This is a genomic window from Xenophilus sp., from assembly GCF_044462705.1.
Lineage (GTDB): Bacteria > Pseudomonadota > Gammaproteobacteria > Burkholderiales > Burkholderiaceae_C > Xenophilus > Xenophilus azovorans.
The window spans coordinates 1-24,140 of sequence record NZ_JBIQNC010000010.1 but is presented as its reverse complement, the minus strand read 5'-3'; the positions used below and the strand labels follow the sequence as shown (position 1 = coordinate 24,140).

Annotated in this window: 23 protein-coding genes; 22 read left to right on the top strand and 1 reads right to left on the bottom strand. The window is 68.8% G+C overall.

Annotation, left to right across the window (positions count from 1 at the left end; genetic code table 11):
• Positions 1–10: 10 nt before the first annotated feature.
• From nuoG to ACIY1X_RS03595, 11 genes are read left to right on the top strand one after another with little or no spacing between them, the layout of a single operon-like run.
• Positions 11–2,185: an NADH-quinone oxidoreductase subunit NuoG gene (gene nuoG / locus ACIY1X_RS03645; protein WP_399678068.1), complete on the top strand. Its 2,175-nt coding sequence runs from the start codon at positions 11–13 to the stop codon at positions 2,183–2,185.
• Positions 2,182–3,258 (top strand): NADH-quinone oxidoreductase subunit NuoH, encoded by a 1,077-nt coding sequence (gene nuoH / locus ACIY1X_RS03640; protein WP_399678066.1) that lies wholly within the window; start codon positions 2,182–2,184, stop codon positions 3,256–3,258. The genes nuoG and nuoH overlap by 4 nt, the downstream gene beginning before the upstream one ends.
• 14 nt (positions 3,259–3,272) lie before the next feature.
• Positions 3,273–3,785 carry an NADH-quinone oxidoreductase subunit NuoI gene (nuoI, locus tag ACIY1X_RS03635; RefSeq protein WP_038208686.1) on the top strand — a complete coding sequence of 171 codons (513 nt, stop codon included), beginning with the start codon at positions 3,273–3,275 and terminating at the stop codon, positions 3,783–3,785.
• Positions 3,786–3,817: 32 nt separating this feature from the next.
• Positions 3,818–4,471 carry an NADH-quinone oxidoreductase subunit J gene (locus ACIY1X_RS03630; RefSeq protein WP_399678064.1) on the top strand — a complete coding sequence of 218 codons (654 nt, stop codon included), beginning with the start codon at positions 3,818–3,820 and terminating at the stop codon, positions 4,469–4,471.
• Complete coding sequence (gene nuoK / locus ACIY1X_RS03625; protein WP_038208680.1) at positions 4,468–4,776, top strand: NADH-quinone oxidoreductase subunit NuoK; 309 nt, start codon at positions 4,468–4,470, stop codon at positions 4,774–4,776. The genes ACIY1X_RS03630 and nuoK overlap by 4 nt, the downstream gene beginning before the upstream one ends.
• A 10-nt stretch (positions 4,777–4,786) precedes the next feature.
• Entirely contained in the window at positions 4,787–6,799 is a 2,013-nt protein-coding gene (nuoL, locus tag ACIY1X_RS03620) for an NADH-quinone oxidoreductase subunit L (RefSeq protein WP_399678062.1), read from the top strand.
• Between the two features lie 25 nt (positions 6,800–6,824).
• A complete protein-coding gene (locus ACIY1X_RS03615) occupies positions 6,825–8,300 on the top strand; it encodes an NADH-quinone oxidoreductase subunit M (RefSeq protein ID WP_399678060.1) in 1,476 nt (491 codons plus the stop codon).
• A gap of 31 nt (positions 8,301–8,331) precedes the next feature.
• A complete protein-coding gene (nuoN, locus tag ACIY1X_RS03610; RefSeq protein ID WP_399678058.1) occupies positions 8,332–9,819 on the top strand; it encodes an NADH-quinone oxidoreductase subunit NuoN in 1,488 nt (495 codons plus the stop codon).
• A 40-nt stretch (positions 9,820–9,859) separates the two neighbouring features.
• The gene (locus ACIY1X_RS03605; RefSeq protein ID WP_399678118.1) at positions 9,860–10,174 is read left to right on the top strand and encodes a DUF2818 family protein; all 315 of its coding nucleotides are present in this window, start codon (positions 9,860–9,862) and stop codon (positions 10,172–10,174) included.
• Positions 10,175–10,178: 4 nt separating this feature from the next.
• Entirely contained in the window at positions 10,179–10,784 is a 606-nt protein-coding gene (locus tag ACIY1X_RS03600) for an NUDIX domain-containing protein (protein ID WP_399678056.1), read from the top strand.
• Positions 10,781–11,227: a DUF1178 family protein gene (locus ACIY1X_RS03595; RefSeq protein WP_399678055.1), complete on the top strand. Its 447-nt coding sequence runs from the start codon at positions 10,781–10,783 to the stop codon at positions 11,225–11,227. Before ACIY1X_RS03600 ends, ACIY1X_RS03595 begins: the two co-directional genes overlap by 4 nt.
• 21 nt (positions 11,228–11,248) lie before the next feature.
• Here ACIY1X_RS03595 and ACIY1X_RS03590 read toward each other — a convergent pair whose 3' ends face one another.
• Positions 11,249–13,024 (bottom strand): ABC transporter transmembrane domain-containing protein, encoded by a 1,776-nt coding sequence (locus ACIY1X_RS03590; RefSeq protein ID WP_399678053.1) that lies wholly within the window; start codon positions 13,022–13,024, stop codon positions 11,249–11,251.
• A gap of 80 nt (positions 13,025–13,104) precedes the next feature.
• On the opposite strand from ACIY1X_RS03590, the gene ACIY1X_RS03585 reads away from it, so the two are divergent.
• The 11 genes from ACIY1X_RS03585 to ACIY1X_RS03535 form a co-directional block, all read left to right on the top strand.
• Positions 13,105–13,656 (top strand): MarR family winged helix-turn-helix transcriptional regulator, encoded by a 552-nt coding sequence (locus ACIY1X_RS03585; RefSeq protein ID WP_399678052.1) that lies wholly within the window; start codon positions 13,105–13,107, stop codon positions 13,654–13,656.
• Positions 13,637–15,121, top strand: coding sequence for an efflux transporter outer membrane subunit (locus ACIY1X_RS03580; protein ID WP_399678050.1), 1,485 nt, complete (start codon positions 13,637–13,639; stop codon positions 15,119–15,121). Before ACIY1X_RS03585 ends, ACIY1X_RS03580 begins: the two co-directional genes overlap by 20 nt.
• Before the next feature lie 38 nt (positions 15,122–15,159).
• Positions 15,160–16,482, top strand: coding sequence for an efflux RND transporter periplasmic adaptor subunit (locus tag ACIY1X_RS03575; RefSeq protein WP_399678048.1), 1,323 nt, complete (start codon positions 15,160–15,162; stop codon positions 16,480–16,482).
• A 13-nt stretch (positions 16,483–16,495) separates the two neighbouring features.
• A complete protein-coding gene (locus tag ACIY1X_RS03570) occupies positions 16,496–18,058 on the top strand; it encodes a DHA2 family efflux MFS transporter permease subunit (protein WP_399678046.1) in 1,563 nt (520 codons plus the stop codon).
• Positions 18,059–18,075: 17 nt separating this feature from the next.
• Positions 18,076–18,297: a hypothetical protein gene (locus tag ACIY1X_RS03565; protein ID WP_399678044.1), complete on the top strand. Its 222-nt coding sequence runs from the start codon at positions 18,076–18,078 to the stop codon at positions 18,295–18,297.
• The gene (locus ACIY1X_RS03560; RefSeq protein WP_038208645.1) at positions 18,294–19,064 is read left to right on the top strand and encodes an ABC transporter ATP-binding protein; all 771 of its coding nucleotides are present in this window, start codon (positions 18,294–18,296) and stop codon (positions 19,062–19,064) included. The genes ACIY1X_RS03565 and ACIY1X_RS03560 overlap by 4 nt, the downstream gene beginning before the upstream one ends.
• Before the next feature lies 1 nt (position 19,065).
• On the top strand, positions 19,066–19,776 hold the full coding sequence (locus ACIY1X_RS03555; RefSeq protein WP_038208642.1) for an ABC transporter ATP-binding protein: 711 nt from the start codon (positions 19,066–19,068) through the stop codon (positions 19,774–19,776).
• A gap of 76 nt (positions 19,777–19,852) precedes the next feature.
• Positions 19,853–21,049 (top strand): ABC transporter substrate-binding protein, encoded by a 1,197-nt coding sequence (locus ACIY1X_RS03550; protein ID WP_038208639.1) that lies wholly within the window; start codon positions 19,853–19,855, stop codon positions 21,047–21,049.
• Between the two features lie 40 nt (positions 21,050–21,089).
• On the top strand, positions 21,090–22,286 hold the full coding sequence (locus ACIY1X_RS03545; protein ID WP_038208636.1) for an ABC transporter substrate-binding protein: 1,197 nt from the start codon (positions 21,090–21,092) through the stop codon (positions 22,284–22,286).
• A 57-nt stretch (positions 22,287–22,343) separates the two neighbouring features.
• Positions 22,344–23,219, top strand: coding sequence for a branched-chain amino acid ABC transporter permease (locus ACIY1X_RS03540; protein WP_399678041.1), 876 nt, complete (start codon positions 22,344–22,346; stop codon positions 23,217–23,219).
• 16 nt (positions 23,220–23,235) lie between these two features.
• The coding region (locus ACIY1X_RS03535) for a branched-chain amino acid ABC transporter permease (RefSeq protein WP_399678040.1) at positions 23,236–24,140 on the top strand (905 nt) is incomplete at its 3' end.

The following is a 24,140-nucleotide window of genomic DNA, read 5'->3' as shown; positions in this document are numbered from 1 at the left end:
GGGACGAGACATGGTTGAAATCGAGATCGACGGCAAGAAGGTCGAAGTCACCGAAGGCAGCATGGTCATGCATGCGGCCGACAAGGCGGGCACCTACATCCCGCACTTCTGCTATCACAAGAAGCTCTCCATCGCCGCCAACTGCCGCATGTGCCTGGTGGACGTGGAGAAGGCGCCCAAGCCGATGCCGGCCTGCGCCACGCCCGTCACGCAGGGCATGATCGTGCGCACCCATTCCGACAAGGCCGTCAAGGCGCAGAAGTCGGTGATGGAGTTCCTGCTGATCAACCACCCGCTGGACTGCCCCATCTGCGACCAGGGCGGCGAGTGCCAGTTGCAGGACCTGGCCGTCGGCTACGGCGCCTCCGCCTCGCGCTACGAGGAGGAGAAGCGCGTCGTCTTCCACAAGGACGTCGGGCCGCTGATCTCCATGGAGGAGATGAGCCGCTGCATCCACTGCACCCGCTGCGTGCGCTTCGGCCAGGAAGTGGCCGGCATCATGGAGCTGGGCATGGTCAACCGGGGCGAGCACTCCGAGATCACCACCGTGGTGGGCGACACCGTCGACTCCGAGCTGTCGGGCAACATGATCGACATCTGCCCGGTCGGCGCGCTCACGAGCAAGCCCTTCCGCTACAGCGCCCGCACCTGGGAGCTGTCGCGCCGCAAGTCGGTCAGCCCGCACGATTCCACCGGCGCCAACCTGATCGTCCAGGTCAAGAGCAACCAGGTGATGCGCGTCGTTCCGCTGGAGAACGAGGACGTCAACGAGTGCTGGATCGCCGACCGCGACCGCTTCTCGTACGAGGCGCTGAACGGCGACGAGCGCCTGACGCAGCCGATGATCAAGCAGGGTGGCCAGTGGCAGGCCGTGGACTGGCAGACCGCGCTGGAGTACGTGGCCAGCGGCTTCAAGCAGATCCAGGCCGAGCACGGCGCCTCGTCCATCGGGGCGCTGGTCAGCCCGCACAGCACGCTGGAGGAACTGGCCCTGGCCGGCGCTCTGGTGCGCGGCCTGGGCAGCGAGAACATCGACCACCGGCTGCGCCGCGCCGAGTTCGGCGCCGCCCCGGGCGTGCGCTGGCTGGGCACCTCCATCGCCTCGCTGTCGGACCTGCAGCGCGTGCTGGTGATCGGCTCCAACCTGCGCAAGGACCACCCCCTGTTCGCGCAGCGCATCCGCCAGTCGGTGCGCAAGGGCGCGCAGGTGAGCGCCGTCGTGTCCGGCCGCGAGCTGCACTCGCCCGAAGCCTGGGCCATGCCGTTGGCGCACGTGCGCACGGCCGGCTTCGAGGCCTGGGAAGACGAATTGGCCGTGCTGGCTTCGGCCATCGCCGCGGAGAAAGGCATCGCGGCGCCGCAGGCCCGTGAAGCCACCGACGGCGCCCGCGCCATGGCGAAGTCGCTGCTGGGCGGCGAACGCAAGGCCGTGCTGCTGGGCAACGCCTCCGCACACCATGCCCGCGCACCGCAACTGCTGGCCTGGGCGCAGTGGATCGGCGAGCAGACCGGCGCCAGCGTCGGCTACCTCACCGAGGCCGCCAACACCGTGGGCGCGCAGTGGGTCGGCGCCGAGCCGCGCGAGGGCGGCCTGAACGCCGGCCAGATGCTCGCCGGCGGCCTGCAGGCCGTGCTGCTGCTGGGCACCGAGCCGGTGTTCGATTCCGCCGCCGGCCGCGCTGCCGCCGATGCGCTGGGCAAGGCCCAGATGGTCGTCTCGCTCAACGCCTTCAAGGCGAACCTGGAGTTCAGCGACGTGCTGCTGCCCATCGCGCCGTTCAGCGAGACGCCCGGCACCTTCGTCAACGCCGAGGGCCGCATCCAGAGCTTCCATGCCGTCGTGCGCCCGCGCGGCGAGGCGCGCCCCGCCTGGAAGGTGCTGCGCGTGCTCGGCAACATGCTGGGCCTGGGCGGCTTCGACGACGAGACGGCACAGGACGTGCTGGCCCGGGTGCGCGGCGCGCTGCCCGCCGACGCCACCCACCTGCCGGCCGAGCGCCTGAGCAACGCGGTGGAAGGCGTGGACCTGTCGGCTCCCCCGCCGGCGGTTGCTGCCGGCACGGCGGCGCCCGCGGTGGCCTCGATCTACCAACTCGACGGCCTGGTGCGCCGGGCGCCGTCGCTGCAACTGACGGCCGACGCCCGCCAGGCGCGCGATGCCGTGGCCGAGGAGGTGCCGGCATGATCGACGCGCTGTACAACGCCGGCCTCGGGCTGAGCGACGCCGCCTGGTGGACCGGCGCCGGCTGGCCGGTGGTCTGGTCGATCATCAAGATCGTGGCGGTGCTGCTGCCCCTGCTGGGCGCGGTGGCCTACCTGACGCTGTGGGAGCGCAAGTTCCTCGGCTGGATCCAGGTGCGCCACGGCCCCAACCGGGTCGGCCCCTTCGGCCTGCTGCAGCCCATCGCCGATGCGCTGAAGCTGCTGACCAAGGAGCTGATCAACCCCACCGCCGCCAACAAGGGGCTGTTCCGGCTCGGGCCCATCATGGCCATCATGCCGGCGCTGGCCGCCTGGGTCGCCATTCCCTTCGGGCCGGAGGCGGTCATCGCCAACGTCAACGCCGGCCTGCTGCTGATCATGGCGATCACCTCGATCGAGGTGTACGGCGTGATCATCGCCGGCTGGGCCTCCAACTCGAAGTACGCCTTCCTGGGCGCGCTGCGCGCCTCGGCGCAGATGGTCAGCTACGAGATCGCCATGGGCTTCTGCTTCGTGGTCGTGATCATGGTCTCGGGCAGCCTGCAACTGGGCGAGGTGGTCGCCGCGCAGGGCAGGGGCATGGGCGCGAACATGGGGCTGGACTTCCTCTCGTGGAACTGGCTGCCGCTCTTGCCCATCTTTCTGGTCTACCTGATCTCCGGCGTGGCCGAGACCAACCGCCACCCCTTCGACGTGGTGGAAGGCGAGGCCGAGATCGTGGCCGGCCACATGGTCGAGTACTCGGGCATGGGCTTCGCCATCTTCTTCCTGGCCGAGTACGCCAGCATGTGGCTGGTGTCCATCCTGGCCGCGCTAATGTTCCTGGGCGGCTGGCTGCCGCCGGTGGGCTTCCTGGACTTCATCCCCGGCTGGATCTGGCTGGGCCTGAAGACCTGCTTCGTGGTGTCGCTCTTCATCTGGATCCGCGGCACCTTCCCGCGCTTCCGCTACGACCAGATCATGCGTCTGGGCTGGAAGATCTTCATCCCGGTCACCCTGGTGTGGCTGCTGGTGGTCGGGGGCTGGATGCAGACGCCCTGGAACATCTGGAAATAAGGGAGAAAACCGTCATGACAGCAGTGGCTGCCCCCGCCGGCTTTTCGATCAAGGACTTCTTCAAGAGCTTCATGCTGGTGGAGCTCTTCAAGGGCATGGCGCTCACCGGCCGCTATGCGTTGCGCCGCAAGGTCACCGTGCAGTTCCCGGAAGAGAAGACGCCGCTGTCGCCGCGCTTTCGCGGCCTGCATGCGCTGCGCCGCTACGAGAACGGCGAGGAGCGCTGCATCGCCTGCAAGCTGTGCGAGGCGGTGTGCCCGGCCGTGGCCATCACCATCGAGTCGGCCGTGCGCGACGACGGCTCGCGCCGCACCACGCGCTACGACATCGACCTGACCAAGTGCATCTTCTGCGGCTTCTGCGAGGAGAGCTGCCCGGTCGACTCGATCGTCGAGACGCACATCCTCGAATACCACGGCGAAAAGCGCGGCGACCTGTACTTCACCAAGGACATGCTGCTCGCGGTGGGCGACCGCTACGAGAAAGAGATCGCGGCCAGCAAGGCGGCCGACGCCCCCTATCGCTGATCCGCCGGCCCCGCACACGACAAGAACATCCCATGGCCCAGACCGGCTTCTTCTACCTCTTCTCGGCGGTGCTGCTGTTCGCGGCCTTCCGGGTCGTCACGGCACGCAATCCCGTGCACGCCGTGCTCTATCTCATGCTGGCCTTCTCGCAGGCGGCGGCCGTGTGGCTGCTGCTCAAGGCCGAGTTCCTCGCCATCGTGCTGGTGCTGGTGTACCTGGGCGCGGTGATGGTGCTGTTCCTGTTCGTGGTGATGATGCTGGACCTCAACGTCGACAGCCTGCGCCAGGGCTTCTGGAGGCACTTCCCGATGGCGGCGCTGGTCGGCACGGTGATCGCGCTGGAGATGGCCTGGGTGCTGATGGGCGGCTTCCGCGGCCAGGGCATCGTGCCCGATCCGGCACTGCAGGCCGCGGCGGCAGGCGGCTCGAACAGCAAGGCGCTGGGCCTGCTGCTCTACAGCGAATACGTCTACCCGGTGCAGGTGGCGGCCGTGATCCTGGTGGTGGCGATGATCGCCGCCATCGCCCTGACCCTGCGCCGCCGCAAGGACAGCAAGTTCATCGACGTCAAGGACCAGGTGCGCGTGCGCGCCGAGGAGCGCCTGGCGGTGGTCAAGGTGGACGTTACCCGTGCGGCGCCGCCGCCCGCGCCGGAGCAGCCGGCCGAAGCGGAGAAGCAAGCATGACCCTCACCCTCGGCCACTACCTGTCGCTCGGCGCGATCCTGTTCGCGCTGGCGGTGATCGGCATCTTCCTCAACCGCAAGAACCTGATCGTGCTGCTGATGTGCATCGAGCTGATGCTGCTGGCGGTCAACATGAACTTCGTCGCCTTCTCGCACTACCTGGGCGACATGCACGGCCAGATCTTCGTGTTCTTCATCCTCACCGTGGCCGCGGCCGAGTCGGCCATCGGCCTGGCGCTGCTCGTGCTGCTATTCCGCAACAAGTCCAGCATCGACGTCGAGCAGCTCGACGAACTGAAGGGGTGAGCGCCCGATCATGAGTACCACCCTGTCCGCAACCACCCTGCTGGCCGTGCCGCTCGCCCCCCTGGCGGGCGCGGTGCTGGCCGGCATCTTCGGCACCAAGCTCGGCGGCAACCTGCTGGGCCGCAGGGCCTCGCACTCGCTGACCATCCTGGGCGTGTTCATCGCCTTCGTGATCTCGGCGATGACGCTCAGGAGCGTCGCCCTCGACGGCGCACGCTTCAACGAGACGATCTACGAATGGATGGTCGTCGGCGGCCTGAAGATGGAAGTCGGCTTCCTGATCGACGGCCTCACCGCCATGATGATGTGCGTCGTGACCTTCGTGTCGCTGATGGTGCACATCTACACCATCGGCTACATGGAGGAGGACGAGGGCTACAACCGCTTCTTCGCGTACATCTCCCTGTTCACCTTCTCGATGCTCATGCTGGTCATGAGCAACAACCTGCTGCAGCTGTTCTTCGGCTGGGAGGCGGTGGGCCTGGTGTCCTACCTGCTGATCGGCTTCTGGTACAACAGGCCGACGGCGATCTTCGCCAACATGAAGGCCTTCCTGGTCAACCGGGTCGGCGACTTCGGCTTCATCCTCGGCATCGGCCTGATCGCCGCCTACGCCGGCACGCTGAACTACGGCGAGGTCTTCGCCAAGGCGGACGAACTCGGCGCCATCGGCTTCCCGGGAACCGACTGGCTGCTGATCACCGTCATCTGCATCTGCCTGTTCATCGGCGCCATGGGCAAGAGCGCGCAATTCCCGCTGCACGTGTGGCTGCCCGACTCGATGGAAGGTCCGACGCCGATCTCCGCGCTGATCCACGCGGCGACGATGGTGACGGCCGGCATCTTCATGGTCAGCCGCATGTCGCCGCTGTTCGAGCTGTCGGACACGGCGCTGAACTTCATCCTGATCATCGGCGCGATCACGGCCCTGTTCATGGGCTTCCTGGGCATCATCCAGAACGACATCAAGCGCGTGGTGGCCTATTCGACGCTCTCGCAGCTGGGCTACATGACGGTCGCGCTGGGCGCCTCGGCCTACTCGGTGGCGGTGTTCCACCTGATGACGCACGCCTTCTTCAAGGCGCTGCTGTTCCTGGGCGCGGGCTCGGTGATCATCGGCATGCACCACAACCAGGACATCCGCTGGATGGGCAACGTGCGCAAGTACATGCCCATCACCTGGATCACCTTCCTGCTGGCCTCGCTGGCGCTGATCGGCACACCCTTCTTCTCGGGCTTCTACTCGAAAGACGCGATCATCGAGGCGGTGCACGCCAGCCACCTGCCGGCCGCCGGCTTCGCCTCCTTCGCGGTGCTGGCGGGCGTGTTCGTGACGGCCTTCTACTCGTTCCGGCTGTACTTCCTGGTCTTCCACGGCCAGGAGCGCTACGACCAGAACCCGGAGGCGCACCACGACGACCACCACGGCCATGGCGAGCACAAGCCGCACGAGTCGCCCTGGGTCGTGACGCTGCCGCTGGTGCTGCTCATGATCCCGTCGGTGATCATCGGCTTCTTCACGCTGATGCCGATGCTGTTCGGCGACTTCTTCAAGGACTCCATCGTCGTCGACCTGGCGCGCCACCCCGCCATGGAGGAACTGCGCGAGATGGTCCACGGCCCCGTGGCGATGGCACTGCATTCCATCCACACGCTGCCGCTGTACCTGGCGCTGGCCGGCGTGGTGCTGTCCTGGTACATGTACATGGTCAACCCGGCGCTGCCGGCTGCGATCAAGCGCGCCTTCGGCCCGGTGTACCGCCTGCTCGAGAACAAGTACTACATGGACTGGTTCAACGAGAACGTGCTGGCCCGCGGCGCGCGCGCGCTGGGCACGGGCCTGTGGAAGGGCGGCGACCAGGCGCTGATCGACGGCGCCGTGGTCAACGGCTCGTGGAAGGTGGTGGGGCGGCTGGCCGGCGTGATCCGCTGGTTCCAGTCCGGCTACATCTACCACTACGCCCTCGCGATGCTGCTGGGCATCTTCATCCTGATGACGTACTTCGTCTGGTTCAAGCGTTGAACGGCGCCGCTGGAGAACAAGAAAAATGGGTTTGCTGAGCCTTGCCATCTGGCTGCCGATCGCCGTGGGCGTGGTGCTGCTGGCCTTCGGCCGCGACGCGTGGGCACGGGGCGTGCGCTGGATCGCCCTCGTGGGCTCCATCGCCAGCTTCCTGGTGACGCTGCCGGTCTGGACGCGCTTCGACAACGGCACCTCGGCCATGCAGTTCGTCGAGAAGAGCCCCTGGATCGAGCGTTTCAACATCCACTACCACCTGGGTGTGGACGGGCTGTCGATGTGGTTCGTGCTGCTGACGGCCTTCATCACCGTGATCGTCGTGATCTCGGCCTGGGAGGTGATCACCGAGCGCGTGAACCAGTACATGGGCGCGTTCCTGATCCTCTCGGGGCTGATGATCGGCGTGTTCTGCGCGCTCGACGGCATGCTGTTCTACGTGTTCTTCGAGGCCACGCTGATCCCGATGTACCTGATCATCGGCATCTGGGGCGGCCCCAACAAGATCTATGCGGCCTTCAAGTTCTTCCTGTACACGCTGCTCGGCTCGCTGCTGATGCTGGTGGCGTTCATCTACCTGTACAACGCCGCGGGCGGCAGCTTCGACATCGCCGCCTGGCACAGGCTGCCGCTGGCGGGCACGGCGCAGACGCTGCTGTTCTTCGCCTTCTTCGCCGCCTTCGCGGTGAAGGTGCCGATGTGGCCGGTCCACACCTGGCTGCCGGACGTGCACGTGGAGGCGCCCACCGGCGGCTCCGCGGTGCTGGCGGCCATCATGCTGAAGCTCGGCGCCTACGGCTTCCTGCGCTTCTCGCTGCCCATCGTGCCCGACGCCTCGCGCGAGTGGGCCTGGCTGATGATCGCGCTGTCGCTGATCGCGGTGATCTACGTCGGCCTGGTGGCGATCGTGCAGAAGGACATGAAGAAGCTGGTGGCCTACTCGTCGGTGGCGCACATGGGCTTCGTCACGCTGGGCTTCTTCATCTTCAACGACCTGGGTGTGGCCGGCGGCATCGTGCAGATGATCGCGCACGGCTTCGTCTCGGGCGCCATGTTTCTGTGCATCGGCGTGCTGTACGACCGCGTGCACTCGCGCCAGATCGCCGACTACGGCGGTGTGGTCAACACCATGCCCAAGTTCGCGGCCTTCGCGCTGCTGTTCGCCATGGCCAACTGCGGCTTGCCGGCCACCGCCGGCTTCGTGGGCGAGTGGATGGTGATCCTGGCCGCCGTCAAGGCGAACTTCTGGATCGGCCTGCTGGCCGCCGTCGCACTGATCCTGGGCGCCGCCTACACCCTCTGGATGTACAAGCGCGTGTACCTCGGCGCGCCGGGCAACAGGCACGTGGAGGAACTGACGGACATCAACGGCCGCGAATTCCTCATGCTCACGCTGCTGGCCCTGGCCGTGCTGTGGATGGGCCTGGATCCCAAGCCCTTCACCGACGTGATGGACGCCTCCGTGGCCGACCTGCTCAAGCACGTCGCGCAGTCCAAGCTGCCTTGATAGCCCGTGAACGCGCGTCGAAGAGAACAAGATGATTGACAAACTCAGCTGGATCGCGATCTACCCCGAGATCGTGCTGCTCGTGATGGCCTGCATCATCGCGCTGGCCGACCTGTCGGTGGTCAGCGCGCGCCGCACGGCGACCTACGTGCTCACGCTGCTGACGCTGGCCGTGGTGGCGGTGCTCGCCGGCATGCAGGCGGCCAATGGCCAGACGATCTACGGCTTCGGCGGCATGGTGGTCAGCGACCCGATGGGCAACTGGCTCAAGTGCTTCTCTTCGGTGGTGCTGATGGCGGCCCTGGTCTACGGCCGCCCCTACGCCGGCGACCGCGACATGTTGCGCGGCGGCGAACTGTTCACCCTGAGCATGCTGGCGCTGCTGGGCATGTTCGTGATGATCTCGGGCAGCAACTTCCTGCTGATCTACCTGGGCCTGGAGCTGCTCACGCTCTCCAGCTACGCCCTGGTGGCGCTGCGGCGCGACCACGCGGTGGCCAGCGAGGCGGCGATGAAGTACTTCGTGCTGGGCGCGATGGCCAGCGGCTTCCTGCTGTACGGCCTGTCGATGATGTACGGCGCCACCGGCTCGCTGGACGTCAACGAGGTGTTCAAGGCCATCGCCAGCCGCCAGGTGAACCACCAGGTGCTGGTCTTCGGGCTGGTGTTCATCGTCGCCGGCCTGGCCTTCAAGCTGGGGGCGGTGCCCTTCCACATGTGGCTGCCCGACGTCTACCACGGCGCGCCCACCGCGGTCACGCTGCTGATCGGCTCGGCGCCCGAACTGGCGGCCTTCGCCATCCTCATCCGCCTGCTGGTGGAAGGCCTGCTGCCGCTGGCCTTCGATTGGCAGCAGATGCTGGCGCTGCTGGCCATCGCCTCGCTGCTGGTGGGCAACCTGGCCGCCATCGCGCAGACCAACCTCAAGCGCATGCTGGCCTATTCGACCATCGCGCACACGGGCTTCATGCTGCTGGGCATGGTGGCGGGCGTGGTCAACGGCAACAGCTACAACGCCCAGTTCGCCTACAGCGCGTCGATGTTCTACATCGTGACCTACGTGATGACCACGCTGGTGAGCTTCGGCATCATCCTGCTGCTGGCGCGCGGCGGCTTCGAGAGCGACGAGATCGCCGACCTGGCCGGCCTGAACCAGCGCAGCCCGCTGTACGCCGCCGTGATGGCCATCGCGATGTTCTCGCTAGCGGGCATCCCGCCGATGGTGGGCTTCTACGCCAAGCTGGTCGTGCTGCAGGCGCTGGTGGCCACGGGCCAGGCGCTGTACATCGCGCTGGCCGTGTTCGCGGTGATCACCTCGCTGATCGGCGCCTTCTACTACCTGCGCGTGGTGAAGGTCATGTACTTCGACGAGCCGCTCACGGCCACCACGGTCGCCGCCCCGCGCGACGTGCGCGCCGTGCTCACGCTCAACGGCGCCCTCATCCTGGTGCTGGGCATCCTGCCCGGCGGCCTGATGGCACTGTGCGCGCAGGCCATCGTGGCCACCCTGGCCGGCTGATGCCGGCCTGCACTTGCCTTCCCCCGCGCTGATGGGCGGCCTGTCGCAGAGCGCCTCGGTCTGGCTGGTGCTGCTGGTCGCCCTGCTGGCCGCCAACCTGCCCTTCGTCAACGAGCGCCTGCTCGCAGTGCTGCCGTTGCCGGGCGGCGCGAAGCGCAAGAACCTCGCCGTGCGCCTGGCCGAGCTGGTGCTGCTGTACTTCGCGGTCGGCGGCATCGGCCTGCTGTTCGAGCAGCGGCTCGGGCAGATCGCGCCGCAGGGCTGGGAGTTCTATGCGGTGACGGCGGCGCTGTTCCTGGTGCTGGCCTTTCCCGGCTTCACCTGGCGCTACCTTCTCAAGCACCGCAAGGGCTGACCTCATGACCGACCTGCACCTCAAGGAAGAACGCACCGGCTCCGAATTGCTGTTCGAAGGGCGCTTCCTGAACGCGCGGCGCGACACCGTGCGCCTGCCGGACGGCCGCAGCGCCACGCGCGAGTACGTCATCCACCCGGGCGCGGTGGTGGTCGTTCCGCTGCTGGACGACGGCCGCGTCGTGCTGGAGCGCCAGTATCGCTACCCGGTGGAGCAGGTGATGATCGAGTTCCCGGCCGGCAAGCTCGATCCGGGCGAGGACCCGCTGATCTGCGGACAGCGCGAGCTGATCGAGGAAACGGGCTATCGCGCGCGCGAATGGGCGCTCGCCGGCGCCATGCACCTGGCGGTGGCCTACTCGACCGAGATCATCCACGTCTACTTCGCCCGCGGCCTGGAGGCGGGCGCGCGCCAGCTCGACCAGGGCGAGTTCCTCGACGTCTTCGCGGCGCGGCCCGAAGAACTGCTCGCCTGGTGCCGCGACGGCCGCGTGACCGACGCCAAGACGCTGAGCTGCGCGCTCTGGCTGCAGAACGTCCTCTCGGGCGCATGGCCGCTGGACTGGCAGCCGGCGCCGCCGCCGGAGGCTGCCGATAATCGGGGGCCATGAAAGTCCTGAACCTGCGCTGCGCCCACGGCCATGCCTTCGAAGGCTGGTTCGGCTCCGACCAGGATTTCGAACAGCAACTGGGCCGCGGCCTCGTCGAATGCCCGATGTGCGGCGACACCGCCATCGTCAAGGGCCTGAGCGCGCCGCGCCTGAACCTGGGCGCCGGCCGCGAGAGCAGCGCCGCGACGCAGCCCGTGGTGGCAGGCCCCGCGGCCGACACGCCGGAAGGGCGCTGGATGCGCGCCGTGCGCGAGGTGCTGGCCAGGACCGAGGACGTGGGCGAGCGCTTCGCCGAGGAAGCGCGCCGCATGCACTACGGCGAGGCCGAGGAGCGCGGCATCCGCGGCCAGGCCACCCGCGAGCAGACCGAGGCGCTGCTGGAGGAGGGCATCGCCGTCATGCCGCTGCCGATCCCGGCGGCGCTCAAGGACACCCTGCAGTAAGCCCGGGCCTGCGGCGCGGCCTCATGCGGTGAACTGCAGCGCCGCCAGCTTCGCGTACACCCCGCCGCGCGCCACCAGCTCGGCGTGCGTGCCCTGCTCGACGATGCGCCCGTGCTCCAGCACGACGATGCGGTCGGCCTGCTGCACCGTGGCCAGGCGGTGGGCGATCACCAGCGTCGTGCGGCCCTGCATGGCGGATTCCAGCGCGGCCTGCACCATGCGCTCGCTTTCCGCGTCCAGCGCGCTGGTGGCCTCGTCCAGCAGCAGCAGCGGCGCGTTCTTGAGCATGGCGCGCGCGATGGCGATGCGCTGGCGCTGCCCGCCCGACAGGCGCACGCCGCGCTCGCCCAGGAAGGTGTCGTAGCCCTCGGGCAGCGCCGCGAGGAAGCCGTCCGCATGGGCGGCGCGGGCGGCGGCGCGCACCTCCTCGTCGCTGGCGCCGGGGCGGCCGTAGCGGATGTTCTCCAGCGCGCTGGCCGAGAAGATCACCGGCTCCTGCGGCACCAGCGCGATGCGGCTGCGCAGATCGGCCAGCGCCACCGAGGGCAGGTCGGTGCCGTCCAGCGCGATGCGCCCGGCCTGCGGGTCGTAGTAGCGCAGCAATAACTGGAACACGGTGCTCTTGCCGGCGCCGCTCTCGCCCACCAGCGCCACCGTCTCGCCGGGCGCCACGGCCAGGCTGAAGTCGGCCAGCGCCGGCGTGGCCGGGCGCGAGGGGTAGTGGAAGCGCACCGCCTCGAAGGCCGCGGCGCTGCCGGCCGCGGGCGCCGGCAACGCGGCGGGGGCGGCGGGCGACTCGATGGCCGAGCGCGCGTGCAGCAGCTCCATCAGCCGCTCGGTGGCGCCGGCGGCGCGCAGCAGGTCGCCATAGACCTCGCCCAGCACCGCGAAGGCGCTGGCCAGGATGATCACGTACACCACCGTCTGCCCCAGGTGGCCCGCCGTGATGTCGCCGCGCAGCACCGCCTGCGTTCCGGCGTACAGGCCCCACAGCAGCGCGGCCGAGGTGGCGATGATGATGAAGGCCACCAGCACCGCGCGCGCCTTGGTGCGCCGCACGGCGGTGCGGAAGGCGTCCTGCGTCGAGGCCGAGAAGCGGGCGGACTCGCGCGACTCGGCCGTGTAGCTCTGCACCACCGGGATCGCGTTGAGCACCTCGGCGGCGATCGCGCTGGCGTCGGCCACGCGGTCCTGGCTGGCGCGCGAGAGCTTGCGCACCCGGCGGCCGAACACCATGCTGGGCACCACCACCAGCACCAGGATCAGCAGCACCTGGGCCATCACGTACGGGTTGGTCCACACCAGCATCACCAGCGCGCCGACGCCCATCACGGCGTTGCGCAGCCCCATGCTCAGCGAGGAGCCCACCACCGTCTGCACCAGCGTGGTGTCGGCCGTCAGGCGCGACAGCACCTCGCCGGTCTGCGTGGTCTCGAAGAACTGCGGGCTCTGGCGCAGCACGTGGCCGTAGACGGCGTTGCGCAGGTCGGCCGTGATGCGCTCGCCCAGCCAGCTCACCGTGTAGAAGCGCGCGGCCGAGAACAGGCCGAGCGCCACCGCCACGCCGAACAGCTCGAAGAAGTGGTGGCGCAGCGCCAGCATCTGCTGGCCGCGGTCGGCCGGCACCAGGCCGTTGTCGATCAGGCCGCCCAGCGCCACGGGGAACAGCAGCGTCGTCACCGCCGCCATCACCAGGAACAGGCCCGCCAGCGCGATCTGGAGGCGGTAGGGCCGGAGAAAGGGCGCCAGCCCGGACAGCGAGCGCGGCGATCCCTTGGCGGGCGTGGGGCTGGACATAGGGGCCGGATTCTACCGATCCGTTGTCTGCTCAAACTCAGCCTTGACAATTACTGCCACGGCAAATATCATCCCGTTCCATGGATTCCGACGACTGCCCGTCTGCCCCGCCCGCCGGCGCGTCCGGCGACGGCGGCTTCTACCGGCCCGACAACTATTCCGCCGACGAGAGCATCGGCCTGATGATGCGGCGCATCATCACCGCCGTCAGCCAGTCGGTGGAGGCCGAACTGGTGGAGCCCGGCGGGCCGACCTACCCGCAGTGGATCCCGCTGCACAAGCTGCACATGCACACCGGCCCCGCGACCACCGTGGCCGAACTGGCGCGCGTGTGCGAACTCGACACCGGCGCCATGACGCGCCTGCTCGACCGGCTGGAGGCCAAGGGACTGGTGCGCCGGGTGCGCTCCGTCGCCGACCGCCGGGTCGTGCACATCGAACTGACCGAGGAGGGCGCTGCCCACGCCCAGCGCGTGCCGCACGTGCTGTGCCGGGTGCAGAACGAATTCCTCTCCGGCTTCAGCCAGGAGGAGTGGCAGCAGCTCAAGAGCTACCTGCGCCGCATCCTCGACAACGCGACGACGGCCTGTGCCGCCCGCAAGGACCCCCGCAATGACCCCGCTTCTTCCTGAGGGCGCCGCGCCGCTGCCGCGCCGCGTCCTGGCCGTTGCCGCCGCCGCGCTGGTCGCGCTCGCCGGCTGTGCCGACATGGGCCGCGTCGGCGCGCCGGCGCCATCCGTCGGTGCCACCGAGGCCGGCCTGCCGGCCGTCGACGCAGCGCCCGTCGCCGCCGTCGACCGGCAGTGGTGGCGCGCCTTCGGCGACCCGCAGCTCGACCGCCTCATCGAGCAGGCGCTGCAGGGCAACCCCAACCTGCAGGTGGCGCGCGCGCGGCTGGAGAAGGCCCGGGCCGCGGTGAGCGCCACGCGCGCGGCCGAGCTGCCGCAGGTCAAGGGCGACCTGCAGGTCAACCGCTCGCTGTACTCCGAGAACTACATCTATCCCGACCCGCTCGGCGGCTCGATCCAGAACACCGGGCTGCTGCAGCTCGGGGCGAGCTGGGAGCTGGACTTCTTCGGCAAGAACCGTGCCGCCATCGAGGCCGCCGTGGGCAACGCCCGCGCCGCGCAGGCCGACGCCGAGGCCGCGCAGGTGCTGCTGGCCAGCAACGTGGCGCGCAGCTACCTGCAGTGGGCGCGGCTGGTGGCGCAGCGCGCCGTGGCCGAGCGCACGCTGGCCCAGCGCGAGGAGACCCTGCGCCTGGTGCGCGACCGCGTCTCGGCCGGCCTGGACACGCGGCTGGAGCTGCGCCAGAGCGAGGGCGGCCTGCCCGAGGCGCGCCAGCAGATCGAGGCGCTGGACGAGCAGATCGCCATCGCGCAGCACGCCATCGACGCGCTGGCGGCCCGCCCGGCCCTGGCCGAATCGATGACGGCGCCGGCGCTGGCGGCGCTGCAGCCGATCCCGCTGCAGCCGGTGCTGCCGGCCGACCTGCTGGGCCGCCGCGCCGACATCGCGGCCGCGCGCTGGCGTGCCGAGGCGGCCACGCACGACGTCGACTACGCGCGCAAGCAGTTCTACCCGAACGTCAACCTCACCGCCTTCGTCGGCCTGCAGTCGCTGGGGCTGGACAACCTGCTCAAGTCGGGCAGCGCGCAGTGGGGCGTGGGCCCGGCCGTCAGCCTGCCGATCTTCGAAGGCGGCCGCCTGCGCGCCAACCTGCGCGCCAAGGCCGCCGACCGCGATGCCGCCATCGAAAGCTACAACGCCGCCGTGTTCGACGCGGTGCGCGACGTGGCGGACCAGGTCAGCAGCATCCGGTCCATCGCCCGCCAGCAGGTGCAGCAGCGCCAGGCGCAGACCGCCGCCGAGGGCGCCTACGAGATCGCCGTGCAGCGCTACGGCGCCGGCCTGGGCAACTACCTGAACGTGCTGGCGGCCGAGACCGCCGTGCTGGCCCAGCGCCGCCAGGCGGTCGACCTGGCCGCGCGTGCGCTGGACACCCAGGTCGCGCTGGCGCGCGCGCTGGGCGGCGGCTGGCAGGGCGAAGCCGGCGACCGGCAGGCGGCCGCCACCGCCACCACCTCCTCTCACTGACTCAGCAGAAACGCCGCATCGCGCGCGAGAACCACACCATGAGCGAGAACAACACCTCCACCCCGGCCGCGCAGGCCGGCCCGTCGGTCCCCGAAGCGGCCGGCAACGGCAAGCGCCGCCGCGCGCTGGGCACCCTGGCGGCGATCGTCGTGCTGGCCGGCGCCGGCTGGGCCGCCTACGAATGGCTGGTGGCCAGCCACTACGAGGGCACCGACAACGCCTACGTGCAGGGCAACGTCATCCAGATCACGCCGCAGATCGCCGGCACCGTGATGGCCATCGGCGCCGACGACACCGACTTCGTGAAGGCCGGCCAGACGCTGGTGCAGCTCGACCCGGCCGACGCCCGCGTGGCGCTGGAGCAGGCCGAGGCGGCGCTGGGCCAGGCCGTGCGCCAGGCGCGCACGCTCTACGCCAACAACGGTTCGCTGGCCGCGCAGGTGCAACTGCGCGAGGCCGACGTGGTCAAGGCCCGGAGCGAGCTGGCGCGCGCGCAGGACGACCTGCAGCGCCGCAAGGCGCTCTCGGGCAACGGCGCCGTGTCGAAGGAAGAGCTGAACCACGCCGAGACCGCCGTGGCCAATGCCCGCAGCGCGGTGGCCGCGGCGCAGGCCGGCGTGGTGGCCGCGCGCGAGAGCCTGGCGAGCAACCGTTCGCTGACCGACGGCACCCGCGTGGAAGAGCACCCGAGCGTGCAGGCCGCCGCCGCCAGGCTGCGCGAGGCGTACCTCGCCACCCAGCGCGTGGCCATGCCGGCGCCGGTGGACGGCTACGTCGCCCGCCGCACCGTGCAGCTCGGCCAGCGCGTGAGTCCCGGCACGCCGCTGATGTCGGTGGTGCCGCTGGGCCAGGTCTGGGTCGACGCCAACTTCAAGGAAGTGCAGCTGCGCAACATCCGCATCGGCCAGCCGGTGAAGCTCACCGCCGACCTGTACGGCAAGAAGGTGGAGTACGACGGCAAGGTCGAGGGCCTGGGCATCGGCACCGGCGCCGCCTTCGCGCTGCTGCCGGCGCAGAACGCCACCGGCAACTGGATCAAGGTGGTGCAGCGCGTGCCGGTGCGCATCTCGCTGGACGCCGAGCAGGTCAAGGCCAATCCGCTGCGCGTGGGCCTGTCGATGGACGCCGAGGTCGACGTGCGCGAGCGCGGCGGCCGCATGCTGGCCGAGGCGCCGCGCCGCGAGCCGGTGGCGCAGACCCAGGTCTACAGCGCGCTCGACAAGGGCGCCGAGGCCGAGGTGCGCCGCATCATCGAGGCCAACCTGGGCCGCGAGGTGCAGCCGGCCGCGAAGCGCGAGCCGCACGGCCCGGCGCCGGTGCACAACGGCGCCCACCTGGCGCTGGGCGGCAAGGCGGCCTGAACGGCGCTGCTGCATGTCCAGTCCATCGACACCCTACGTCCCGCCGGCGCCGCTCGAAGGCGCGGCGCGGGTGTGGGGCACCCTCGCGCTGTCGGCCGCGACCTTCATGAACGTGCTCGACTCGTCGATCGCGAACGTGTCGCTGCCCGCCATCTCCGGCGACCTGGGCGTGAGCCCGACGCAGGGCACCTGGGTCATCACCAGCTTCGGCGTGGCCAACGCCATCGCCGTGCCGCTCACCGGCTTCCTGACGCAGCGCATCGGCCAGGTGCGCCTGTTCATGGCCAGCATCATCCTGTTCGTCATCAGCTCCTGGCTGTGCGGGCTGGCGCCCAACATGACGATGCTGATCGCCTTCCGCGCGCTGCAGGGCTTCGTCGCCGGGCCGATGATCCCGCTGTCGCAGACGCTGCTGCTGTCGAGCTACCCGCGCGCCAAGGCCGGGCTGGCGATGGCCATGTGGTCGATGACCACGCTCGTCGCGCCGGTGATGGGGCCGCTGCTGGGCGGGTGGATCACCGACAACATCTCCTGGCCCTGGATCTTCTACATCAACATCCCGGTCGGGCTGATGGCCGCCGGCCTCACGCTGGGCATCTACCGCAAGCGCGAGAGCCCCACGCGCAAGGTGCCCATCGACACCATCGGCCTGGCGCTGCTGGTGCTGTGGGTGGGCTCGCTGCAGCTCATGCTCGACAAGGGCAAGGAGCTGGACTGGTTTCACTCGGCGCAGATCATCACGCTGGCCGTGGTGGCGGTGGTGGGCTTCGCCTTCTTCCTGGTGTGGGAGCTGACCGAGAAGCATCCGGTGGTGGACCTGTCGCTGTTCAGGCGCCGCAACTTCTGGTCGGGCACGCTGGCCACGGCGGTGGGCTACGGCCTGTTCTTCGGCAACGTGGTGATCCTGCCGCTGTGGCTGCAGCAGTTCATGGGCTACACCGCCACCCAGGCCGGCATGGTGCTGGCGCCGGTGGGGCTGCTGGCGATCGTGCTCTCGCCCATGGTCGGCCTCACCGTCGGCAAGGTCGATCCGCGGCGCTACGCCACGCTGTCCTTCGTGGTGTTCGCGCTGATCCTGTGGATGCGCTCGCGCTTCAACACGCAGACCGACTTCACCACCATCATGATCCCGACGCTGATCCAGGGCGTCGCGATGGCCTTCTTCTTCATCCCGCTGGTGACGATCACGCTCTCGGGCCTCACGCCCGACCGCATCCCCGCGGCCTCGGGCCTGTCGAACTTCGCGCGCATCACCGCCGGCGCGATGGGCACCTCCATCGCCACCACGCTGTGGGAGGATCGCGCGACGCTGCACCACGTGCAGCTGGCCGAGGCGGTGAACCAGGGCAGCCATGCGGCCAGCCACACCATGGGCGTACTGGCCGGCGCCGGCTTCAGTCCCGAGCAGGTGCTGGCGCAGATCAACCGGCTGGTGGACCAGCAGGCCTTCATGCTCGCCACCGCCGATCTGTTCTACGGCTCGGCGCTGCTGTTCCTGCTGCTGGTGCCGGTGATCTGGCTGGCGCGGCCGGTGCGCGGCGGCGCGGGCGCCGATGCGGCAGCGGGCGCGCACTAGCGGCACGGCTGCACGGCATGTTCTTCCAGGCCCGCGATGCGGGCCTTTTTCTTGGTGCTTCCCGCCTGCCGGCGCATTGCACCGCAGCATCCGCATTTGCCCCAGTACGCAATGCCAGGGGACGTGCCAACAATGAATGGATTCGCTTCACCACCCCGAAGCGCTTCCTTCAGCAACGCACACCAGCGGACCGCATGACCGACCTTTCCCGCCAGCACCCGGGCGCCGGAGCGAAATGAGCGACATCATTCTCGAGACGCGCCAACTCACGAAGGAATTCAAGGGATTCACCGCGGTCAGCCAGGTCGACCTGAAGGTGCGGCGCGGCTCCATCCATGCACTGATCGGCCCGAACGGCGCGGGCAAGACCACCTGCTTCAACCTGCTGACGAAGTTCCTGGAGCCGACCTCCGGCACCATCCTCTTCAACGGCGTGGACATCACCGGCGAGCGCCCGGCGCAGATCGCCCGGCGCGGCATCATCCGCTCCTTCCAGATCTCGGCCGTGTTCCCGCACCTGACGGTGCTGGAGAACGTGCGCCTGGGCCTGCAGCGCGCGCTGGGCACGAGCTTCCACTTCTGGAAGAGCGAGAAGAGCCTGCTGCCGCTGAACACCCGTGCCCGCGAGCTGCTGGCCGAGGTGGGCCTTCAGGACCTGGCCGACGAGCTGACCGTGAACCTGCCCTACGGCCGCAAGCGCGCGCTGGAGATCGCCACCACGCTGGCGATGGAGCCCGAGCTGATGCTGCTGGACGAGCCCACCCAGGGCATGGGCCACGAGGACGTGCACCGCGTGGCCGAGCTGATCAAGCGCGTGTCGGCCGGGCGCACCATCCTGATGGTGGAGCACAACATGAGCGTGGTCTCCACCATCGCCGACGTGATCACCGTGCTGCAGCGCGGCGCCGTGCTGGCCGAGGGGCCGTACGGCGAGGTGTCGAAGAACCCGCAGGTGATGGAAGCCTACATGGGCACGACCGATGGCCAGCTCCAGGGGGCCCACTGACATGGCAAGTCCGGCACTGGAAATCAAGGACCTGCAGGCCTGGTACGGCGAATCGCACGTGCTGCACGGCGTGGACATGGTGGTGCAGCCGGGCGAGGTGGTCACGCTGCTGGGGCGCAACGGGGCCGGGCGCACCACCACGCTGCGCGCCATCATGGGGCTGACGGGCACGCGCAAGGGCAGCATCCGGGTCAACGGCCACGAGACCATCGGCCTGCCCACCTACAAGATCGCGCACTACGGCATCGGCTACTGCCCGGAGGAGCGCGGCATCTTCGCCAGCCTGTCGGCCGAGGAGAACCTGCTGCTGCCGCCGCCGCTGAAGGGCAGCGAGCCGGGCATGTCGGTCCAGGAGATCTACGCGATGTTCCCCAACCTGGCCGAGCGTCGCGCCAGCCAGGGCACGCGGCTGTCGGGCGGCGAGCAGCAGATGCTGGCGGTGGCGCGCATCCTGCGCACCGGCGCGCGCCTGCTGCTGCTGGACGAGATCTCCGAGGGCCTGGCGCCGGTGATCGTGCAGGCGCTGGCGCGCATGATCACCACGCTGCGGGCCAAGGGCTACACGATCGTGATGGTGGAGCAGAACTTCCGCTTCGCCGCGCCGCTGGCCGACCGCTTCTACGTCATGGAGCACGGCCGCATCGTCGAGCGCTTCGGCGCGGCCGAGCTGCAGGCCAAGATGCCCGTCCTCAACGAACTGCTGGGCGTGTGAGCAGGCGCCCGGGTTCGTGTCTCGCGCTGCCTTCACCCTGTTCGTTCGCACGTCCGTTTCAACCCAAGGAGAACCCATGAAATCCAACCTCAAGCTGATGGCGGTCGCGCTGGGCGTGGCCGGTCTGGCGAGTCACGCCGCCGTGGCGCAGGAGAAGGTGGTGATCGGCTACATCAGCGATCTCTCCGGCCTGTACGCGGACCTGGAAGGCAAGGGCGGCCAGGCGGCGATCCAGATGGCCATCGACGACATGGGCGGCAAGGTGCTGGGACAGCCGGTCGAGATCCTGGCGGTCGACCACCAGAACAAGCCCGACATCGCCGCCGCCAAGGCGCGCGAATGGATCGACACGGCCGGCGCCACGCTGATCTTCGCGGGCACCAACTCCGGCGTCGCGCTGGCCACGGCCAAGGTCGCGGAAGAGAAGAAGCGCGTGTTCATCACCAACGGCGCGGCCACCTCGGCGCTGACCAACGCCGCGTGCAGCCCCTACACCATCCACTACGCCTACGACACCGTCGCGCTGGCCAAGAGCACCGGCGGCGCGGTGGTCGACACCGGCGGCAAGAGCTGGTTCTTCCTGACCGCGGACTACGCCTTCGGCCACGCCCTGGAGGCCGACACCGCCAAGGTGGTCAAGGCCAAGGGCGGCACGGTGGTCGGCGGCGTCAGGGCGCCGCTGAACGCATCGGACTTCTCCTCTTTCCTGCTGCAGGCGCAGAACTCGAAGGCGCAGGTGCTGGGGCTGGCCAATGCGGGCGGCGACTTCGTCAACTCCATGAAGGCCGCCAAGGAGTTCGGCATCGACAAGTCGATGAAGGTCGCCGGCCTGCTGGTGTTCCTCACCGACGTCAAGAGCCTGGGCCTGGCCGCCACGCAGGGCCTGCTGCACACCACGAGCTGGTACTGGGACAGCGACGACGCATCGCGCAAATGGGCGGCCCGCTACGAGGCCAAGACCAAGAACAAGCCGACCGACATCCAGGCGGCCGACTACTCGGCCACCATGGCGTACCTGAAGGCGGTGGAGGCGGTCAAGACCACCGACGCCGACAAGGTGATGGCGTACATGAAGAAGACGCCGATCGACGACTTCTATGCCAAGGGCGTGATCCGCCCCGACGGCCGGATGGTGCACGACATGCTGCTGGCGCAGGTGAAGGCACCGTCCGAATCGAAGGGCCCCTGGGACCTGCTGAAGATCGTCAAGAAGGTGCCCGGCGACCAGGTCTACACGACCAAGGAAGAGAGCACCTGCAAGCTCTGGAAGTGAGCGCCTGAAACCCCCTGTCCCGAGAGTTCCGGAGAACACCATGAAAAAGCACTGGATCACCCCGATCGCGCTGGCCTGCGGGCTGGCCCTGGCGGCCGGCGCCGCGCAGGCGCAGGACAAGGTCCGCATCGGCTTCATCACCGACATGTCGAGCCTGTACTCCGACGTCGAGGGCAAGGGGGGCGCCACGGCCATCCAGATGGCCATCGACGACTTCGGCGGCAAGGTGCTGGGCATGCCGATCGAGCTGCTCACCGCCGACCACCAGAACAAGGCGGACATCGCCGCCTCCAAGGCGCGCGAGTGGATCGACACGCAGAACCTGACGATGCTCTTCGGCGGCACCACCTCCAGCACCGGCCTGGCGATGGCCAAGGTGGCGCAGGAGAAGAAGCGCGTCTTCATCGTCAACGGCGCCGGCACCTCGGCGCTGACCAACGAGCAGTGCAGCCCCTACACGGTGCACTACGCCTACGACACCGTGGCGCTGGCCAAGGGCACGGGCGGCGCGGTGGTCGACCAGGGCGGCAAGAGCTGGTACTTCCTGACGGCCGACTATGCCTTCGGCCACGCGCTGGAGGCCGACACCAGCAAGGTCGTCAAGGACAAGGGCGGCACCGTGGTGGGCAGCGTCCGGCACCCGCTGAACGCGTCCGACTTCTCCTCCTTCCTGCTGCAGGCGCAGAACTCCAAGGCGCAGATCCTGGGCCTGGCCAACGCGGGCGGCGACACCATCAACGCGATCAAGGCGGCCAAGGAATTCGGCATCAACAAGACCATGAAGCTCGCCGGGCTGCTGGTCTTCGTGTCGGACATCCACAGCCTGGGCCTGAAGAACACCGAGGGCCTGCTGCTGACCACCAGCTGGGACTGGAACCTCGACGACAAGACGCGCGCCTTCGGCAAGAAGTTCTTCGACAAGACCCAGCGCATGCCCACCGACCTGCAGGCGGCCGACTACTCGGCCACCATGACCTACCTGAAGGCGGTGGAGGCGGCCAAGACCACCGACGCCGACAAGGTGATGGCGCAGCTCAAGAGCATGAAGATCGACGACTTCTACGCCAAGGGCTTCATCCGCGCCGACGGGCGCATGGTGCACGACATGTACCTGATGCAGGTGAAGTCGCCCGCCGAGTCCAAGCAGCCCTGGGACTACTACAAGGTGGTGGCCAAGCTGCCCGGCGACCAGGTGTTCACCACCAAGGCCGAGTCCAAGTGCGCCCTGTGGAAGTGAGCGACGCCTCGCCGCTGCCCTGACTGAGCAACCCAACGTCCGCCGCCCAGCCGATCCATGTCCGTCTCGCTCCCCGCTCTGCTGAGCCAGCTCCTCCTGGGGCTGGTCAACGGCTCCTTCTACGCGATGCTCAGCCTGGGGCTGGCGGTGATCTTCGGGCTGCTGAACGTCATCAACTTCGCGCACGGTGCCCTGTTCATGATGGGCGCCGTGCTCACGTGGATGGCGATGAACTACCTGGGCGTCAACTACTGGGTGATGCTGCTGGTGGCGCCGGTGGTGGTGGGCGCGTTCGGCATCCTGATCGAGCGGCTGCTGCTGCGCTGGATCTACAAGCTGGACCACCTGTACGGGCTGCTGCTGACGCTGGGCCTGACGCTGCTGATCGAGGGCATCTTCCGCTCCGCCTACGGCGTCTCGGGCCTGGCCTACGACACGCCCGACGCGCTCTCGGGCGCCTTCAACCTCGGCTTCATGATCCTGCCCAAGTACCGCGCGTGGGTGGTGGTGGCCTCGCTGGTGGTGTGCTTCGTCACCTGGTTCCTGATCGAGAAGACGCGCATCGGCGCCTACCTGCGCGCCGGCACCGAGAACCCGCGCCTGGTGGAGGCCTTCGGCGTGAACGTGCCGCTGATGATCACGCTGACCTACGGCTTCGGCGTGGCGCTGGCGGCCTTCGCCGGCGTGCTGGCCGCGCCGGTGATCCAGGTCTCGCCGCTGATGGGGCAGAACCTCATCATCGTGGTGTTCGCCGTGGTCGTGATCGGGGGCATGGGCTCCATCATGGGCGCCATCCTCACCGGCCTGGGCCTGGGCGTGATCGAGGGGCTGACCAAGGTGTTCTACCCCGAGGCGTCTTCCACCGTGGTGTTCGTGATCATGGTGATCGTGCTGCTGATCCGGCCCGCGGGCCTGTTCGGCAAGGAAAAGTGAGAGCGGGACCGCCACCATGAACAAGTCCTTCATCGGCTACGGCCTGCTGTTCGCGGCGCTGCTGGCCGCCCCCTTCGTCGGCGCCTACCCGGTGTTCATGATGAAGCTGATGTGCTTCGCCCTGTTCGCCGCCGCCTTCAACCTGCTGCTGGGCTACACCGGGCTGCTGTCCTTCGGCCACGCGGCCTTCCTGGGGGGCTCGGCCTACATGGCCGGGCATGCGATGAAGGTCTGGGGCGTCACGCCCGAGATCGGCCTCGTCCTGGGCACCGCCACCGGCGCGCTGCTGGGCTGGCTGTTCGGCGTGCTGGCCATCCGGCGCCAGGGCATCTACTTCGCCATGATCACGCTGGCGCTGGCGCAGATGGTGTTCTTCATCGCGCTGCAGGCGCCCTTCACCGGCGGCGAGGACGGCCTGCAGGCGGTGCCGCGCGGCAAGCTGTTCGGCGTGCTGGACCTGAAGGACGACCTGACCATGTACTACGTGGCGCTGGTGATCGTGGCGGCGGCCTTCCTGCTGATCGTGCGCACCATCCACTCGCCCTTCGGGCAGGTGCTCAAGGGCATCAAGGAGAACGAGCCGCGCGCGGTTTCGCTGGGCTACGACGTGGGGCGCTTCAAGCTGCTGGCCTTCGTCATCTCGGCCGCGCTGTCGGGGCTGGCCGGCTCGCTCAAGACGCTGGTGCTGGGCTTCGCCACGCTGACGGACGTGCACTGGTCCTCCTCCGGCTCGGTGATCCTGATGACGCTGCTGGGCGGTCTGGGCACGCTGTCGGGCCCGCTGGTGGGCGCGGCGGTGGTGGTGGCGCTGGAGAACAAGATCGGCGAGCTGGGCCACCTGCTGGCCAGCATCACGCGCGTGGAGTGGTTCAACACCCTGGGCGAGTCGGTCACCATCGTCACCGGGCTGATCTTCGTGGT

Bases quoted from the DNA above. Each gene is read 5' to 3' on its own strand.
- ACIY1X_RS03560 (WP_038208645.1), top strand. From the start codon at position 18,294: ATGAGCGACATCATTCTCGAGACGCGCCAACTCACGAAGGAATTCAAG.
- nuoG (WP_399678068.1), top strand. From the start codon at position 11: ATGGTTGAAATCGAGATCGACGGCAAGAAGGTCGAAGTCACCGAAGGC.
- ACIY1X_RS03555 (WP_038208642.1), top strand. From the start codon at position 19,066: ATGGCAAGTCCGGCACTGGAAATCAAGGACCTGCAGGCCTGGTACGGC.
- ACIY1X_RS03590 (WP_399678053.1), bottom strand. From the start codon at position 13,024: ATGTCCAGCCCCACGCCCGCCAAGGGATCGCCGCGCTCGCTGTCCGGG.
- ACIY1X_RS03570 (WP_399678046.1), top strand. From the start codon at position 16,496: ATGTCCAGTCCATCGACACCCTACGTCCCGCCGGCGCCGCTCGAAGGC.
- ACIY1X_RS03565 (WP_399678044.1), top strand. From the start codon at position 18,076: ATGTTCTTCCAGGCCCGCGATGCGGGCCTTTTTCTTGGTGCTTCCCGC.
- ACIY1X_RS03575 (WP_399678048.1), top strand. From the start codon at position 15,160: ATGAGCGAGAACAACACCTCCACCCCGGCCGCGCAGGCCGGCCCGTCG.
- ACIY1X_RS03540 (WP_399678041.1), top strand. From the start codon at position 22,344: ATGTCCGTCTCGCTCCCCGCTCTGCTGAGCCAGCTCCTCCTGGGGCTG.
- nuoK (WP_038208680.1), top strand. From the start codon at position 4,468: ATGACCCTCACCCTCGGCCACTACCTGTCGCTCGGCGCGATCCTGTTC.
- nuoI (WP_038208686.1), top strand. From the start codon at position 3,273: ATGACAGCAGTGGCTGCCCCCGCCGGCTTTTCGATCAAGGACTTCTTC.
- ACIY1X_RS03630 (WP_399678064.1), top strand. From the start codon at position 3,818: ATGGCCCAGACCGGCTTCTTCTACCTCTTCTCGGCGGTGCTGCTGTTC.
- nuoL (WP_399678062.1), top strand. From the start codon at position 4,787: ATGAGTACCACCCTGTCCGCAACCACCCTGCTGGCCGTGCCGCTCGCC.
- ACIY1X_RS03550 (WP_038208639.1), top strand. From the start codon at position 19,853: ATGAAATCCAACCTCAAGCTGATGGCGGTCGCGCTGGGCGTGGCCGGT.
- nuoH (WP_399678066.1), top strand. From the start codon at position 2,182: ATGATCGACGCGCTGTACAACGCCGGCCTCGGGCTGAGCGACGCCGCC.
- nuoN (WP_399678058.1), top strand. From the start codon at position 8,332: ATGATTGACAAACTCAGCTGGATCGCGATCTACCCCGAGATCGTGCTG.
- ACIY1X_RS03600 (WP_399678056.1), top strand. From the start codon at position 10,179: ATGACCGACCTGCACCTCAAGGAAGAACGCACCGGCTCCGAATTGCTG.
- ACIY1X_RS03580 (WP_399678050.1), top strand. From the start codon at position 13,637: ATGACCCCGCTTCTTCCTGAGGGCGCCGCGCCGCTGCCGCGCCGCGTC.
- ACIY1X_RS03545 (WP_038208636.1), top strand. From the start codon at position 21,090: ATGAAAAAGCACTGGATCACCCCGATCGCGCTGGCCTGCGGGCTGGCC.
- ACIY1X_RS03615 (WP_399678060.1), top strand. From the start codon at position 6,825: ATGGGTTTGCTGAGCCTTGCCATCTGGCTGCCGATCGCCGTGGGCGTG.
- ACIY1X_RS03595 (WP_399678055.1), top strand. From the start codon at position 10,781: ATGAAAGTCCTGAACCTGCGCTGCGCCCACGGCCATGCCTTCGAAGGC.
- ACIY1X_RS03585 (WP_399678052.1), top strand. From the start codon at position 13,105: ATGGATTCCGACGACTGCCCGTCTGCCCCGCCCGCCGGCGCGTCCGGC.